Genomic DNA, 14,003 nt, shown 5'->3' on the forward strand with positions numbered 1-14,003 from the left:
AAGCGCCCGCACAGGAGCGAACATGTCCCAGATCGCCATCGTGTACCACAGCGGCTTTGGCCATACCAAGGTCGTGGCCGAGCAGGTGAAGGCCGGCGCGGAATCCGTGCCCGGCACCAAGGCCCGCCTCATTTCCGTCGAAGAAGTCGATGCCCATTGGGCGGATCTGGAGGCCGCGGATGCCATCGTCTTCGGCAGCCCCACCTACATGGGCAACGTGAGTGGCCCCTTCAAGACCTTCATGGACGCCAGCTCCAAGGCCTGGTTCGAGCAGAAGTGGAAGGACAAGCTGGCGGCCGGCTTCACCATCAGCGGCAGCCCCAGCGGCGACAAGCTGAACACCCTGCAGTCCCTCATGATCTTCGCCATGCAGCACGGCATGGTCTGGGTGGGCAACGCCGAAATGCCCTACAACGAGGAAGGCATCAACCGCCTTGGCAGCTTCTCCGGTGTCATGGCCCAGGCCGGCCAGGTGGCGCCCGAGGTCGAACCCAACGCCGCCGACCGCAAGAGCGCGGAGCGGCTGGGCCACCGCCTCGCCACCGCCACGGCGCGCTGGGCCAAAGTCTCCTGAGCCGCGGATATTGTCATGACTGAGAATGCCTCCAAATCCGTTATTCTGGGGGCCGAACCAGGAGTCAAGGCATGTCTGACCTCATCCAGCACCTGACCGATACGACCTTCACCGGGGCCGTGGCCCGCGGCGTCACCGTCGTGGATTTCTGGGCTCCCTGGTGCGCTCCCTGCCGTGAACTGGCTCCCATCACCGAAACCCTCGCCGCCGAATTCACCGGCAAGATCGCCTTCGCCAAGCTGAACGTGGACGACTTCACACCCCTGTCCGAGCAGTACGACGTGCTGAGCATGCCGACCCTCGTGATCTTCAAGGACGGCGAGGCCATCGACCGCATCGTGGGCGCGCTGCCCATCGACGAGCTGCGGGCCCGCATCGAGCAGGCCCTGTAACCCATCTCCCATCTGCATCAGAGGAACCCATGAACACCATCTCGGGCGAGAGCCTGCTCCAACAGCTGAACTGGCGCTACGCCACCAAGAAGTTCGACGCCACGAAGAAGATTTCCGCCGCAGACTGGGCCGTGCTCGAAGAGGCCCTGATCCTCACCGCCTCCAGCTACGGTCTGCAGCCCTGGAAGTTCATCATCGTCACCGACCCCGCCCTCAAGGCCAAGCTGCGCCCCGCCTCCTGGAACCAGTCCCAGGTCGAGGATTGCAGCCACCTCGTGGTCTTTGCCGCCAAGGAAGACGTCACCGAAGGCGATGTGGACCGCTTCATCTCCCGCATCGCCGAGGTGCGCGGCGCCTCCGTGGAAAGCCTGGCCGGCTACAAGGGCTTCATGATGGGCGATCTCGTGAACGGCCCCCGCCACGCCATCATCCAGGAGTGGGCCGCCCGCCAGACCTACATCGCCATGGGCAACCTGCTGACCTCCGCCGCCCTGCTCGGCATCGACGCCTGCCCCTTCGAAGGCATCGATCCCGCCAAATACGACGAGATCCTCGGCCTCAAGGGCACGGGTTACGCCACCGTCTCCGCCTGCCCCGTGGGCTACCGCGCGGCCGATGACAAATACGCCACCGTCGCGAAGGTCCGCTTCGAGGCCAAGGACATCGTCGACCACCGCTGAGCCGGTCTGGCGAAGCAATAAGGTTCTAGACACTCGCAGAGATACGCTGAGCAGGCCGAGAATGTAGAGGAATTTTTTTCTCCGCGTCCTCCGGTTTTCTCGGCATTCTCTGCGAGTGTTTTTCATCTAAAGCCTCCCCACGCGAAGGAGATCCCCATGCTGACCCGTCACCTCGGAACCCAGGGCCTCACCGTATCGGCCATCGGCCTCGGCTGCATGGGCATGTCCGAGTTCTATGGACACCGGGACGACGCGGAATCCACGGCCACCCTCCTCCACGCGGTGGACCGGGGCGTCACGTTCTTCGATACCGCCGACGCCTACGGCCCCCATGCCAACGAAGTGCTGGTGGGCAAGGTCCTGGCGGAAGTGCGCCAGCGCGTGGTGATCGCCACCAAGTTCGGCATCGTCCGCGATCCGAACGATCCGACCCTGCGGAGAATCTGCGGGCGCCCCGACTACGTCCGGAGTTCCTGCGACGCGAGCCTGAAGCGCCTGGGAGTCGAGACCATCGACCTCTATTACCTGCACCGCGTGGATCCCCAGGTGCCCATCGAGGAGACCGTGGGCGCCATGGCGGACCTGGTGAAGGCCGGCAAGGTGCGGTTCCTGGGCCTTTCCGAAGTGGGTCCCTCCACCCTTCGCCGGGCCTTCGCCGTGCATCCCATCAGCGCCGTGCAGTCCGAGTACTCGCTGTGGACCCGGGATCCCGAGGAGGGCCTCCTCCAGGCCTGCCGCGAGCTCGGCGTGGGGCTCGTGCCCTACAGCCCCCTGGGCCGCGGCTTCCTCACGGGCCAGATCCGGAGCTTCGAGGATTTCGAACCCGACGATTACCGCCGCAACTCGCCCCGATTCCAGGGTGAGAACTTCCAGAAGAACCTGGATCTCGTGGCCAAACTGCAGGACATGGCCGCCGCGCGCGGCTGCACACCTTCCCAGCTGGCCCTCGCCTGGGTGCTGGCCCAGGGGGGCGACGTGGTGCCCATCCCCGGCACCAAGCGCCGGGACCGCCTGGACGAGAACCTCGGCGCCCTCGATCACGTGCTGTGCCCCGGCGAACTCGACGAGCTGGGCGGCCTCTTCCCGCCCGGAGCCGCCGCCGGCACCCGCTATCCTGCCGCCATGATGGCCCTGGTGAACCGCTAGGCTGCCGAGCCAGGAGGGACCGTGGCGCGTCGAACGGAGGCCTATCCCAACAATGCTCCCGGCCCCTTCTTCGTGGACCGGACCTGCATCGACTGCGGCACCTGCTACCAGTTCGCGCCTGACACCTTCGCCGACGGGGGCGCCCACGCCTACGTCCACACCCAGCCCATGGACGAGGCCAGGGGCCTGCGCGCCGCCATGGCCCTGGTGGCCTGCCCCGTCGGCTCCATCGGCTCCGATGAGAAGGGACACCTCCAGGCCGCAGCCCGGGCCTTCCCCCATCCGCTGACCGAGGACGTCTATTTCAGCGGCTACACCAGCGAGAAGAGCTACGGGGCCTGGAGCTATTTCATCCGCCGCCCCCGGGGCAACGTGCTGATGGATTCCCCACGGGCGGCGGAACCGCTCATGAAGAACCTGGAGGCCCTGGGCGGCGTGTCCATGCTGGTGCTCAGCCACCAGGACGACGTGGCCGATCACGCGGCCTTTCGCCAGCGCTTCGGCTGCGAGCGCGTCATGCACCGGGGGGACGGCCTCACGGGCCTCGAACGCCTGGTGGACGGCGACGAACCCATCGCGCTAGATGAGGACCTGCTGCTGATCCCCACCCCCGGGCACACGGCGGGGAGTGTCTGTCTGTTGTACCGGGACTGCCTCTTCACGGGGGATCACCTGTGGTGGAACCCGGAGAAGCGGCGCCTTTCCGCCTCCCGCACCTACAACTGGCATTCCTGGGAGCAGCAGCTGGCCAGCCTGGAGAAACTGCTGGCCTACGACTTCAGCCGGGTGCTGCCCGGCCACGGATATCTTCACAAAGCGCAAAGCCCCGAGGCCATGAGAGCCGATTTGGAGCGGGCCATCCGGGCGCTCCGGGCCTCTTGATCGCCGTCTCGTCCGGTCCGTGGGAAACTAGGGCGTTCAGTTGGAGCTCCCATGTCCACCGCTTCTGAATCCCCCGTCATCACCGCCCCCCGCGGCACCCACCTGCACTGCAAGGGCTGGGTGCAGGAGGCCGCGCTGCGCATGCTCATGAACAACCTGGATCCCGAGGTGGCCGAGCGGCCCGAGGATCTGGTGGTCTACGGCGGCCTGGGCAAGGCGGCCCGCAACTGGGACTGCTTCCACGCCATCGTCAAGGAGCTGAAGCATCTGAACGATGACGAGACCCTGCTGGTGCAGAGCGGCAAGCCCGTGGGAGTGGTGAAGACCCACCCCGACGCGCCCCGCGTGCTCATCGCCAATTCCAACCTGGTGCCCAAGTGGGCCACCTGGGAGGTCTTCCGCGAGCTCGATCAGAAGGGCCTGATGATGTACGGCCAGATGACCGCCGGCAGCTGGATCTACATCGGCAGCCAGGGCATCGTGCAGGGCACGTACGAAACCTTCGCCGAAGCCGCGCGCCAGCACTTCAAGGGCACGCTGGCCGGCACCTGGACGCTGACCGCCGGCCTCGGCGGCATGGGCGGCGCCCAGCCCCTGGCGGTCACCATGAACGGCGGCGTCTGCCTCGCCATCGACGTGGACCAGACCCGCATCCAGAAGCGCCTCGATACCCGCTACCTGGACGAGTGGACCGACAACCTCGACACGGCCCTCGCCCTCGTGCAGCAGTACGTGGACGCCCACGAGGCCCGCAGCATCGGCCTGTTGGGCAACGCCGCGGAGATCCTGCCCGAAATCCTCAAGCGCGGCCTCCTGCCGGACCTCGTCACGGACCAGACCTCGGCCCACGACGAATACAACGGCTACATCCCCGCCGGGCTGTCCCTCGATCAGGCCGCCGTCATGCGCAAGGCCGAACCCGAGGCCTACGTGCAGCGGGCGCTCAGCTCCATGCGCACGCACGTCGAAGCGATGATCGAATTCCAGCGCCGCGGCTCGGTGACCTTCGACTATGGCAACAACATCCGCGCCCAGGCCCAGCGCGCGGGCTGCGAGAACGCCTTCGCCTTCCCGGGCTTCGTGCCCGCCTTCATACGCCCGCTCTTCTGCAAGGGCATCGGCCCCTTCCGCTGGGCGGCGCTGTCGGGCGATCCCGAAGACATCGCCGTCACCGACGCCGCCATGATGGAGCTGTTCCCCGAGAACGAGGGCATGATCCGCTGGCTCAAGGCCGCCAAGGAGAAGATCGCCTTCCAGGGCCTGCCCGCGCGCATCTGCTGGATCGGCGCCGGCGAGCGCCACAAGGCCGGCCTGATGTTCAACGAACTGGTGAAGTCCGGCCGCGTGAAGGCGCCCATCGTCATCGGCCGCGACCACCTGGACAGCGGCAGCGTGGCGAGCCCCAACCGCGAGACCGAGGCCATGAAGGACGGCTCGGACGCCGTCAGCGACTGGCCGCTGCTCAACGCCATGACGGCCGTCGGCGGCGGTGCGTCCTGGGTGAGCCTCCATCACGGCGGTGGCGTGGGCATGGGCTACAGCCAGCACAGCGGCGTCGTGATCGTGGCCGACGGCACCGAGCGCGCCAGCCGCTGCATCAGCCGCGTGCTCTGGAATGATCCCGCCATGGGCGTCTTCCGCCACGCCGACGCGGGCTACGAAATCGCCCAGGAACATGCCGACGCCATCGGCCTGCACGTCCCCATGAAGGCCCAGTAGGTCTGTCTTTCCGACAGAACCGTCGATAGCATGGGCCATCCCCCGAGGTCCCATGAGTGAGCCCGCGCCTGCCTCGACCGTTCCTCAGCCTCCATCCACCCTCGTGCTGCGCCTGCTCAGCGCGCTGACGGTCTGCCTGTCGCTGGGCGACCTGGTCTGGTTCGCCGTCACCTTCCCGAGCTATTTCCGCTGGTTCAGCCAGGGCTGGACGAGTCCCGCCATTCCGCTCTTCCTTCTCTGGGCCTTCCTCGGCCTGCCCTCGCTGGCCTGTGCCCTCATCACCGTGCGTCTCGCGCGGGCCGCGGGTCGCCTGGGGCGCGCCACAAAGCTCGCCTTCCACCTGGTGCTGCTCGTCTGCACCCTGGTGCCCCTGCTCTCTTCCTTCGCAGCCTGGACGGCGGGCGCGGGGAGGTTCCCTTGGTGGATCTGGATGAGCACCCTCGCCGTCGCTTCCGTGGTCTGGTACATCGCGCTGCGCTTCCGCGCGCGTCCCTGAGCCACATCACAGGATCGCCGTGCGATCCTGATGGCCCTGTTGTTCCGAGGTTTTCATGTCCCGCCTGTGCCCCTGCACCTCCAAGAAGCCCTACGACCGCTGCTGCGGTCCCTTCCACACCGGGGCCGCCGCACCCGAGACTGCCGAGCAGTTGATGCGTTCGCGCTTTTCCGCCTACGCCATGGCCAAGGTGGACTACCTGATCGCCACGCGGCCCGAAGCCAAGCGCGGCGAGGAGAACCGCGACGAACTGCTGCAGTACTGCAAATCCGTCAGCTGCGTGGGACTCAAGATCGTCGGCAAGGAAAAGGGTGGGAAGACCGATGACACCGGCATCGTCACCTTCCATGCAAGTCTCCAGGCCAATGGGCGGCGCAGCCTGCACATCGAAACCAGCAACTTTGCCCGCGAAAACGGCAAATGGGTCTATGTGGATGGCGTGGTGAAAGCCTAGGCTTTCCGGGCACTAGGCAATTATTTGTGTCATCGAATGAAGCAAATTTTGCGTTTTTGCCTGATTTTTCACATTTGCCTCAGAAAATTTTGTTAACCTCGATCCGATTCGATAAGAGTCTTTTGAGGTCAAGTATGAATGAAGGGCCCATCTTCTATCGCCGTGCGGACCACGGGGCCCGGGTCCTGGTGGTGGATGATGACGCGCTCGCTCGCCGCAGCCTTCGGGCCATGCTGGAACGGGGGTATTACCAGGTGGAAGCCGCCGAGAGCGGCGAAAAGGCCCTGGAGCTACTCGACACCTACAAGCCGGAACTGGTGCTCCTCGATATCCAGATGCCGGAGATGGATGGACTGGAGGTCTGTCGGCGCATCCGCGAGCGTCCCAATGGAGAACTTCTGCCCATCATCTTCCTGACCGGGGATGAACGCCCCGACATCCACGCCCAGGCCCTGCGCGCCAAAGGCGATGATTTCCTGCGCAAGCCCGTCCTGTCCCCCGAACTGATCGTGCGCATCCGCAGCCTCATGCGGCTCAAGCGCCTCCAGGCGGAGATCCAGGCCGAGCGCGACAACCTGCTCGACCTGCAGAAGCAGCGGGAACAGCTCTTCGAATTCATCGTCCATGACCTGAAAAACCCCCTTTCAGCCATCCAGGTGGGCCTGGAACTGCTGGACGACAAGACCGGCCAGGATTCCAGCTCGCGCAACCAGGTGCGCCGCCTCCGCGACACGGCCCACACCATGGGGCGGATGATCCAGAACATCCTTGACATCGGCCGCGCCGAACAGGTGGGACTCGATCTCCACAAGACCCGCATCTCGCTGAACACGTGGATTCCCGCTCTGCTCAAGGAGATGGAATCGCAGGCCCAGTCCCGCCATCACTCGCTGAGCTGGGACTGCGCGGCGGATCTGGAGGTGGAGGCCGATCAGGAGTTCCTCCGCCGTCTCCTGCTGAACCTCCTCGACAACGCGCTGAAGTATTCGCCTTCGGGCAGCAGCACGCGCATCGAAGCCAGACCCACGGAAAACGGTGTGCGCGTGGAGGTGCGAGACCAGGGTCACGGCATCCCCGAGCACATGCGCGACCAGGTGTTCGGGAAATTCATCCGCGTGCAGGGCGGCGCCGCCGATGACGCCCATTTCGGTTCGGGCCTCGGGCTCGCCTTCTGCCAGTTGGTGGCCGAGGCTCACGAAGGCCGGATCTGGGTGGAGGAGAATCCCCCCCGCGGAAGCGCCTTCGTGCTCGAAATGCCCACGCGGACATGCAGCTCGCATCCCGAGGAAACCGGCGTGGACGGTCAGGATTCCGACGGGGCTGCCCAGGAAGCCTGATCCCTGCCCGCCGGTCAACGCGGACTGGAGTCCCCATGAAACGCCTGATCACCCTCGGCGCCCTCGCCGGATCCCTGCTCGCCCACGACGTGATGGGATGGATTCCGCCCTATCGCCTGGAGATCAGCCGGAAGGCCCTGCGCCACAAGGCAGGCCCGGTGACGGCCGATCAGTGGCTGAGCCGCCTGGGTCTCCAGTTCTGGATCCTCAACTCCGAAGGCCGCCTGGCCTACGCCGAGCGTGGCGAGCGGATCACCGACGTCGACGTGTCCCACTTCCGCCAGTGGGCGCAGACCCGCGGCGTCATGGTGCTTCTCACGGTCTACAACCACGACGGCAAGATCTGGGACTGGCAGCGAGCCCGCACGGCCTTCACGCTGCACCGCGACACACTCGTGAAGTCCCTCGTGGATGAGATGCTGCGCCTCTGCCTGGACGGCATCGATCTCGATCTGGAAGGCGAAGGCAACCTGGATGGGGACCGCGCAGCCTACGGCGCCTTCGTGGCGGCGCTCTCTGCGGCCGTGCACGCCAAGGGCAAGCTGCTCACCATCGACAGCTTCCACAGCCCCTGCTTCAACGCCCCCAACATGGCCTGGTGGGGCGACTGGAAGGGCCAGGTGGACGCCATCCATTCCATGGGCTATGGCGACCTCTACGAAGCCAACGCCTCCGATTTCACGCCGGAGGGCGGCCAGCCCTGCGCCGGCGGCGCCGCCATCTTCCGGTTCAGCTGGCAGGTGGACTGGGCCAAGAGCAAGGGCTACCGACCCGCCCAGGTGCTGCTGGGCGTACCCGGCTGGCAGTACGAATGGGGCGGTTCCGCCCTGCCCGGACATCTCCAGGACCTGGCCAAGACGGGCGCGGGCTGCGCCGTGTGGGACATTCCCTCCATCCTCGGCGACGGCAAGGATGCGCGCTGGAGCTCCGAAGCAGCCTGGAAGGCCCTGGCGGCTTTCAAGCAGGCCGAATAACCGCCACGCCCCTCAGTGCAGGCCGGGGTTCTTCTCACCCGCGGGCACATCCACCGCGAGATGATTCTGCTTGGGCGGCAGCGGGCAGGTCGCAAACATCGAGAAGGCGCAGGGCGGATTGATGGCCCGGTTGAAATCCAGGATCACCTTGCCGTTCTTCGGCATCTCGGCGTAGAGGAAACGCCCCGCCGGGTAGGTGCCGTGGGTGCTCGTGGTGTCCTTGAAGATGATGAACAGTTCGGGATGCTCGGGATCCTCGATCATGGGTTCCAGCGTGACCTCGCGACCGCCCACCTTGAAGCGCAGCAGGCCCGGCGTCGTCATGGATTCGGTGGTGCCGATCACCGTGCCGATGGGCCGCGTCTGGGGCGGGTTGTAGGGGATGAAGTCGGCTTCGATGCGCCAGGCGGGATCCACCGGATAGCGCGGCACGCCGTGGAAGGCCTTGCGGGCGGGGGTTTCCGGATCCTTCAGGCGGATGCCGAAGCGGTCGCCGCGGCGGATCACGTAGAAGCGCACCCGGCCGGCCTGCAGCTGGTCCGGATGCTCGTCGGCATCGGATTTGAGGACGGCCTCGACCGCGGGTTTTCCGTTCAAGAGGATGCCGCTGCCCGGCAGAGTTCGGAAGCGGACCGTGGTGCCTTCCAGAATGAACAGGCCCGCCTTTGCGGGCGCGACGCCTTCGGGCAGCAGCACCGTGGATCCGGGCGCGGTGCCCAGCGTGTTCTCGCCGGGATTCAGCCAGTCCCGCCCGATCAGGCTCAGCCAGCCATCTTCGGCGGCCAGCCGGGCTTCGCGGGCCGCGTGCCAGTCGTCCACGGATTTCCGATAGGCGTCCTGGGCAGGGGCGGCCAGGCAGATGAGCGACAGGATGGCGGGGGCGAAGGCGCGTTTCATGGGCACCATCGTACCAGCGCGACGGACCCGGCGCAGAACGATCTAGGATGGGGTCATCCCCCCACTCCGGAGCCCCCATGCGCCGCTGCTTCCTTCTCCTTCTGTCGGCCCTTTCCCTCGGCGCGGGCGAGGTGCCCCGCCGCCCCGTCCACACCTATTCCATCGTGGCTCGGGATGCGGCCACGGGAGATCTCGGCGTGGCCGTGCAAAGCCACTGGTTCTCCGTGGGCGCCTCCGTGCCCTGGGCCGAACCCGGCGTGGGCGTGGTGGCCACGCAAAGCTTCACGGATCCCAGTTACGGCGCCCTGGGCCTGGCCCTCATGAAGGCCGGCAAGTCCGCGCCAGAAGCCCTGAAGGCGTTGCTCGCGGCGGATCCCGATCGTGAGGTGCGCCAGGTGGCCATGGTGGATGCCCAGGGCCATGCCGCCGCGCACACGGGCGCGAAATGCATCCAGGCCGCGGGCCACGAGGTGGGAGAAGCATTCACGGTGGAAGCCAACCTCATGGACAAGGCCAGCGTCTGGCCCGCCATGGCCAAGGCCTTCCGCGGCGCCAAGGGCGACCTCGCGGACCGGCTGCTGGCGGCCCTGCGCGCGGCCCAGGCCGAGGGTGGCGACATCCGCGGCCAGCAGAGCGCGGCCATCCTCATCGTGAAGGGCAGGCCGTCGGGCCAGCCCTGGAACGACCGCCTCTTCGACCTGCGGGTGGAGGACAGCCCCGATCCGCTGAAGGAGCTGGGCCGCCTCATCCAACTGCGCCGCGCCTACCGCCTGATGGACGAGGGCGATGGTTTCGTCACTGCCGCCAAGTGGCCCGAGGCCAAGGCCGCCTACGCGGCCGCCGCCAAGCTGGCGCCCGGCATCTGGGAGATGCCCTTCTGGCAGGCCGTGGCCCTGGCTTCCAGCGGCAAGCTGAATGAGGCCTTGCCCCTCTTCAAGCAGGTCTTCGCCGCCGAACCCTTCTGGAAACGCCTCGTCCCGCGCCTCGCCGACGTGGACCAGCTGCCCAAGGACCCGGCTTTGCTGAAAGCCATCGAAGCCCAGTAATGCAAAAACCAACCACGGATGAACGCAGATGAAAGCGCGGTTCCATCCGTGTTTATCTGTGTTTATCCGTGGCTGACGCTCAGTTCTCCTTGGTCTTGGGCTCGGCCCGCGCCACCAGGAGCATCCGCAGGCCGTAGAGGATGGCGCCCACCAGGATGAAGCTGTCCGCCAGGTTGAAGGTCCAGTAGTGCCAGCTTCCGAACACGAAATCCAGGAAGTCCACCACGGCGCCGCGCAGGATGCGGTCGATGCCATTGCCGAGGGCGCCGCCGAGGATGAGGCCCATGGCCACGCGCTCCCAGGTCGACGTGTCCCGGGCCAGGAAGAGGCGGCCGAAGTAGACCAGGGCCGCCACGCCCGCCAAGGCGAATACGATGAAGCGCACCGTCGGCGGCATCCAGGTGAGGCTGCCGAAAATGGCGCCCCGGTTGAATCCCAGCGTGAGGTAGAAGAAGCCCTTGATGACCGTCAGGGATTCGCTTTCGCCGAGGTTTTTCAAGATCCAGGCCTTGGAGCCCAGGTCCGCCACCAGGGCGCCGATGGGAAGCAGCAGCCAGAGCAGGCGGCGCACTAGCCCACCACCGACGCGCAGCGAACACACAGGGCTGCATCTTCGCCCTTGCCGTGGCCACCCTTGTGATTCCAGCAGCGGGGGCACTTCTCGCCCTGATGGGCGGAGACAGCAACCATGGGCGTGGCGGCGCTCGCCTCGACCTTGCGGGTCAGGGAGGAGACGACGAACAGATCATCGAGTGACTCGCCGAGGGCATCCAGCAGCTCCCAATCCTTCGGGCTGCCCAGGGTGATCTCCACCGCCGCATCCAGGCTCGTGCCGATGGTCTTGGCCGCGCGGTGCGGCTCCATGGCGGCCTGCACCGCCTCGCGGACCTCCCAAAGCTTTTCCCATTTGGGCTCGACGGCCGCGCCGCTGAGCTCGGGGAAGCGCTGCTCGTGGACGCTGCCTTCGACACCCGGAATCTGCTCCCAGGCTTCGTCTGCGGTGAAGCTCATGACGGGCGCCAGCAGGGTGCAGAGACCCTTGGCCAGTTCCCAGCAGGCGTGGCGGCAGCTACGGCGGCGGGCCGAATCCAGCGCGTCGCAGTAGAGGCGGTCCTTGATGATCTCGAAGTAGCGGCCCGAGAGCTCCAGCTGGCAGAAGCCGTGGAGGGCCTGGGTCGCGCGGTGGAATTCGAAGCGCGTATAGGCGTCTCGAGCTTCAACGGTGGTGCGGGCGAAGGCATCGAGCACCCAGCGGTCCAGGGGCGCCAGGTCCGCGGCCGCGACGGCATCCTTCGCGGGATCGAAATCCGCCAGGGCGCCGAGCAGGAAGCGCAGGGTATTGCGGATCTTGCGGTAGGCGTCGGCGCTGCGGTCGAGGATCTCCTTGGAGATGCGGATGTCCTCGCTGTAGTCGCAGGAGGCGGCCCACCAGCGCAGGATGTCGGCGCCCAGCGTCTTCAGGATCTCTTCGGGCGTGATGACGTTGCCCAGGCTCTTGGACATCTTCTGTCCCTTGCCGTCCAGCACGAAGCCGTGGGTGACCACCTGCTTGTAGGGCTTGGTGCCCGTGGCGGCGAGGTTGAAGAGCAGCGAACTGTGGAACCAGCCGCGGTGCTGATCCGAACCTTCCAGGTAGATGAACTGGCTGTAGTCGTTGCGGCTCAGTTCTGGATGGGACTCGCACACGACGGAGGCACTCACGCCGGAATCGATCCACACGTCGAGGATGTCCGTTTCCTTCTGGAAGGCCGTGGAACCGCACTTGCAGCGGGCCCCTGCGGGCACCAGGCCCTCGACGGGCAGCTCGGCCCAGGCTTCGATGCCACCCTTCTCGATGGCCGCGGCGGCCGCCTTGAAGATGGAATCGGCCACCAGGGGTTCGCCGCAGGCTTCGCAGCGCAGCACGGTGATGGGCGTGCCCCAGGCGCGCTGGCGGCTGATGCACCAGTCGGGACGGCCCGCGATCATGGCGTGGATGCGATTCTGGCCCTGGGCGGGGATCCATTGCGTCTGCTCGACGCCTTCGATGCCCAGCTCGCGCAGGCTGCGGCCCTTGCCCGCCAGTTCCGAATCCATGGTGATGAACCACTGCTCGGTAGCGCGGAAGAGGATGGGCGTCTTGGTGCGCCAGCAGTGGGGATAGCTGTGGTTCAGGCTCTCCTCGTGGAGCAGCCGCCCTTCCCTTCGCAGACGATCCACCACGAGGGGATTGCAGTCGAAGATGTTCTTGCCCTCGAACTCGGGATCGTTGACAGCGGGCAGGAACTTGCCGTCGGGCCCCACGAGCTGGAGCAGACCCAGGTGGTGTGCGAGGTTGAAGTCGTCCACGCCATGATCGGGCGCCGTGTGCACGAGGCCCGTGCCCGTGTCGGCGGTCACGTGATCGCCCAGCAGCACAGGGCTTTCACGGTCGATCCAGGGATGGCGGGCCACCAGGGTCTGGAACTCCTTGCCCTTGCGGATCTCGACGGTGTGCAGCTCCGTGCCCAGCTTCTTGGCGAAGTCCTCGCGCAGGGTCACGGCCACGACGTAATGCTTGTCGCCAGCACGGACCACCGCGTATTCCAGATCCGGGTGCATGGCCACGGCCTTGTTGCTGGGCAGGGTCCAGGGCGTGGTGGTCCAGATGGGCACGAAGAGCGGCGTGGGCAGTTCCAGACGCTTGGCCTCGGCATCGGTCACGGGGAAGGCCACCGTGATCGCCGGGCTGGTCTTGTCGGCGTACTCGACCTCGGCTTCGGCCAGGGCCGTGCGCGCGCCGTAGCTCCAGTGGACGACCTTCAGCTTGCGGGTGACGCTGCCGCTTTCAAAGAGCTTGGCCAGGTGGCGCACGGTCTCGGCCTCGTAGGCGGGATCCATGGTCACGTAGGGCTGTTCCCAGGCGCCCAGCACGCCGAGGCGCTGGAAGGCCGTGCGCTGCGTGTCGATCCACTTCTGCGCGTAGGCGCGGCAGCGCTGCAGGAAGTCGGCGCGGCTCATCTCCCGACGCTTGGGCCCGAGGTCCTTTTCGACCGCATGCTCGATGGGGAGGCCGTGGCAGTCCCAGCCGGGCACGTAGGGCGATTCGTAGCCCTCCATCCAGCGGGACTTCACGACGACGTCCTTGAGGATCTTGTTGAGCGCGTGGCCCATGTGGATGGCGCCGTTCGCATAGGGCGGGCCGTCGTGCAGCACCTCGCGGCCCTTGCCCTTGCCCGCGGCGTTGTCCGCCTGGCGCTTGGCTTCGATGCGGCGGTAGAGATGCTCGGCCTTCCAGCGTTCCAGCCGCTTGGGCTCGCGCTGCGGCAGGTCCGCCTTCATGGGGAAGTCGGTCTTCGGCAGGAAAACGGAGTACTTTTTAACCGGAGCTTGCTCGCTCATCGGCGCCCTCGTGCGTCGGGGGGCGCACCCAAGCGCCCCGGGGTTG

Annotated in this window: 14 protein-coding genes; 11 read left to right on the forward strand and 3 right to left on the reverse strand. The window is 66.5% G+C overall.

All coding sequences use genetic code 11. The features are described from left to right. The first annotated feature begins 22 nt into the window (after positions 1-22). The 10 genes from QSJ34_RS04865 (at position 23) to QSJ34_RS04910 (ending at position 8,654) form a co-directional block, all read left to right on the forward strand. Positions 23-574: a flavodoxin family protein gene (locus QSJ34_RS04865; RefSeq protein ID WP_285571080.1), complete on the forward strand. Its 552-nt coding sequence runs from the start codon at positions 23-25 to the stop codon at positions 572-574. 71 nt (positions 575-645) lie between these two features. Next, positions 646-966, forward strand: coding sequence for a thioredoxin (trxA, locus tag QSJ34_RS04870; protein ID WP_285571083.1), 321 nt, complete (start codon positions 646-648; stop codon positions 964-966). A 29-nt stretch (positions 967-995) separates the two neighbouring features. Continuing rightward, a complete protein-coding gene (locus tag QSJ34_RS04875; RefSeq protein ID WP_285571086.1) occupies positions 996-1,646 on the forward strand; it encodes an NAD(P)H-dependent oxidoreductase in 651 nt (216 codons plus the stop codon). Positions 1,647-1,802: 156 nt separating this feature from the next. After that, positions 1,803-2,792 carry an aldo/keto reductase gene (locus tag QSJ34_RS04880; RefSeq protein WP_285571088.1) on the forward strand — a complete coding sequence of 330 codons (990 nt, stop codon included), beginning with the start codon at positions 1,803-1,805 and terminating at the stop codon, positions 2,790-2,792. Between the two features lie 21 nt (positions 2,793-2,813). Then, on the forward strand, positions 2,814-3,674 hold the full coding sequence (locus tag QSJ34_RS04885; protein WP_285571091.1) for an MBL fold metallo-hydrolase: 861 nt from the start codon (positions 2,814-2,816) through the stop codon (positions 3,672-3,674). A gap of 51 nt (positions 3,675-3,725) precedes the next feature. Continuing rightward, positions 3,726-5,393 (forward strand): urocanate hydratase, encoded by a 1,668-nt coding sequence (hutU, locus tag QSJ34_RS04890; protein ID WP_285571094.1) that lies wholly within the window; start codon positions 3,726-3,728, stop codon positions 5,391-5,393. Between the two features lie 52 nt (positions 5,394-5,445). Beyond that, on the forward strand, positions 5,446-5,889 hold the full coding sequence (locus tag QSJ34_RS04895) for a hypothetical protein (RefSeq protein ID WP_285571097.1): 444 nt from the start codon (positions 5,446-5,448) through the stop codon (positions 5,887-5,889). A 55-nt stretch (positions 5,890-5,944) separates the two neighbouring features. After that, on the forward strand, positions 5,945-6,343 hold the full coding sequence (locus QSJ34_RS04900; protein ID WP_285571100.1) for a YchJ family protein: 399 nt from the start codon (positions 5,945-5,947) through the stop codon (positions 6,341-6,343). Between the two features lie 134 nt (positions 6,344-6,477). Next, positions 6,478-7,680, forward strand: coding sequence for a hybrid sensor histidine kinase/response regulator (locus QSJ34_RS04905; protein ID WP_285571103.1), 1,203 nt, complete (start codon positions 6,478-6,480; stop codon positions 7,678-7,680). Between the two features lie 35 nt (positions 7,681-7,715). Next, entirely contained in the window at positions 7,716-8,654 is a 939-nt protein-coding gene (locus tag QSJ34_RS04910) for a glycosyl hydrolase family 18 protein (protein WP_285571105.1), read from the forward strand. Between the two features lie 12 nt (positions 8,655-8,666). Here the strand turns inward: QSJ34_RS04910 and QSJ34_RS04915 are convergent, their stop codons facing one another. Next, positions 8,667-9,551, reverse strand: a complete 885-nt coding sequence (locus QSJ34_RS04915) for a DUF1684 domain-containing protein (RefSeq protein WP_285571110.1) — start codon at positions 9,549-9,551, stop codon at positions 8,667-8,669. A 77-nt stretch (positions 9,552-9,628) separates the two neighbouring features. On the opposite strand from QSJ34_RS04915, the gene QSJ34_RS04920 reads away from it, so the two are divergent. Next, positions 9,629-10,597 (forward strand): DUF1028 domain-containing protein, encoded by a 969-nt coding sequence (locus QSJ34_RS04920; protein ID WP_285571112.1) that lies wholly within the window; start codon positions 9,629-9,631, stop codon positions 10,595-10,597. Positions 10,598-10,676: 79 nt separating this feature from the next. Here the strand turns inward: QSJ34_RS04920 and lspA are convergent, their stop codons facing one another. Next, positions 10,677-11,168: a signal peptidase II gene (gene lspA, locus QSJ34_RS04925; RefSeq protein WP_285571114.1), complete on the reverse strand. Its 492-nt coding sequence runs from the start codon at positions 11,166-11,168 to the stop codon at positions 10,677-10,679. Then, positions 11,168-13,957 carry an isoleucine--tRNA ligase gene (ileS, locus tag QSJ34_RS04930; RefSeq protein ID WP_285571117.1) on the reverse strand — a complete coding sequence of 930 codons (2,790 nt, stop codon included), beginning with the start codon at positions 13,955-13,957 and terminating at the stop codon, positions 11,168-11,170. Before ileS ends, lspA begins: the two co-directional genes overlap by 1 nt. Between the last annotated feature and the right edge of the window lie 46 nt (positions 13,958-14,003).

The organism is Geothrix limicola (assembly GCF_030268085.1).
GTDB lineage: Bacteria > Acidobacteriota > Holophagae > Holophagales > Holophagaceae > Geothrix > Geothrix limicola.

What these genes read in the sequence shown, in the direction of transcription:
- QSJ34_RS04865 (WP_285571080.1), top strand. Translation starts at nt 23, where the DNA reads ATGTCCCAGATCGCCATCGTGTACCACAGCGGCTTTGGCCATACCAAG.
- trxA (WP_285571083.1), top strand. Translation starts at nt 646, where the DNA reads ATGTCTGACCTCATCCAGCACCTGACCGATACGACCTTCACCGGGGCC.
- QSJ34_RS04875 (WP_285571086.1), top strand. Translation starts at nt 996, where the DNA reads ATGAACACCATCTCGGGCGAGAGCCTGCTCCAACAGCTGAACTGGCGC.
- QSJ34_RS04880 (WP_285571088.1), top strand. Translation starts at nt 1,803, where the DNA reads ATGCTGACCCGTCACCTCGGAACCCAGGGCCTCACCGTATCGGCCATC.
- hutU (WP_285571094.1), top strand. Translation starts at nt 3,726, where the DNA reads ATGTCCACCGCTTCTGAATCCCCCGTCATCACCGCCCCCCGCGGCACC.
- QSJ34_RS04895 (WP_285571097.1), top strand. Translation starts at nt 5,446, where the DNA reads ATGAGTGAGCCCGCGCCTGCCTCGACCGTTCCTCAGCCTCCATCCACC.
- QSJ34_RS04900 (WP_285571100.1), top strand. Translation starts at nt 5,945, where the DNA reads ATGTCCCGCCTGTGCCCCTGCACCTCCAAGAAGCCCTACGACCGCTGC.
- QSJ34_RS04905 (WP_285571103.1), top strand. Translation starts at nt 6,478, where the DNA reads ATGAATGAAGGGCCCATCTTCTATCGCCGTGCGGACCACGGGGCCCGG.
- QSJ34_RS04910 (WP_285571105.1), top strand. Translation starts at nt 7,716, where the DNA reads ATGAAACGCCTGATCACCCTCGGCGCCCTCGCCGGATCCCTGCTCGCC.
- QSJ34_RS04915 (WP_285571110.1), bottom strand. Translation starts at nt 9,551, where the DNA reads ATGAAACGCGCCTTCGCCCCCGCCATCCTGTCGCTCATCTGCCTGGCC.
- QSJ34_RS04920 (WP_285571112.1), top strand. Translation starts at nt 9,629, where the DNA reads ATGCGCCGCTGCTTCCTTCTCCTTCTGTCGGCCCTTTCCCTCGGCGCG.
- ileS (WP_285571117.1), bottom strand. Translation starts at nt 13,957, where the DNA reads ATGAGCGAGCAAGCTCCGGTTAAAAAGTACTCCGTTTTCCTGCCGAAG.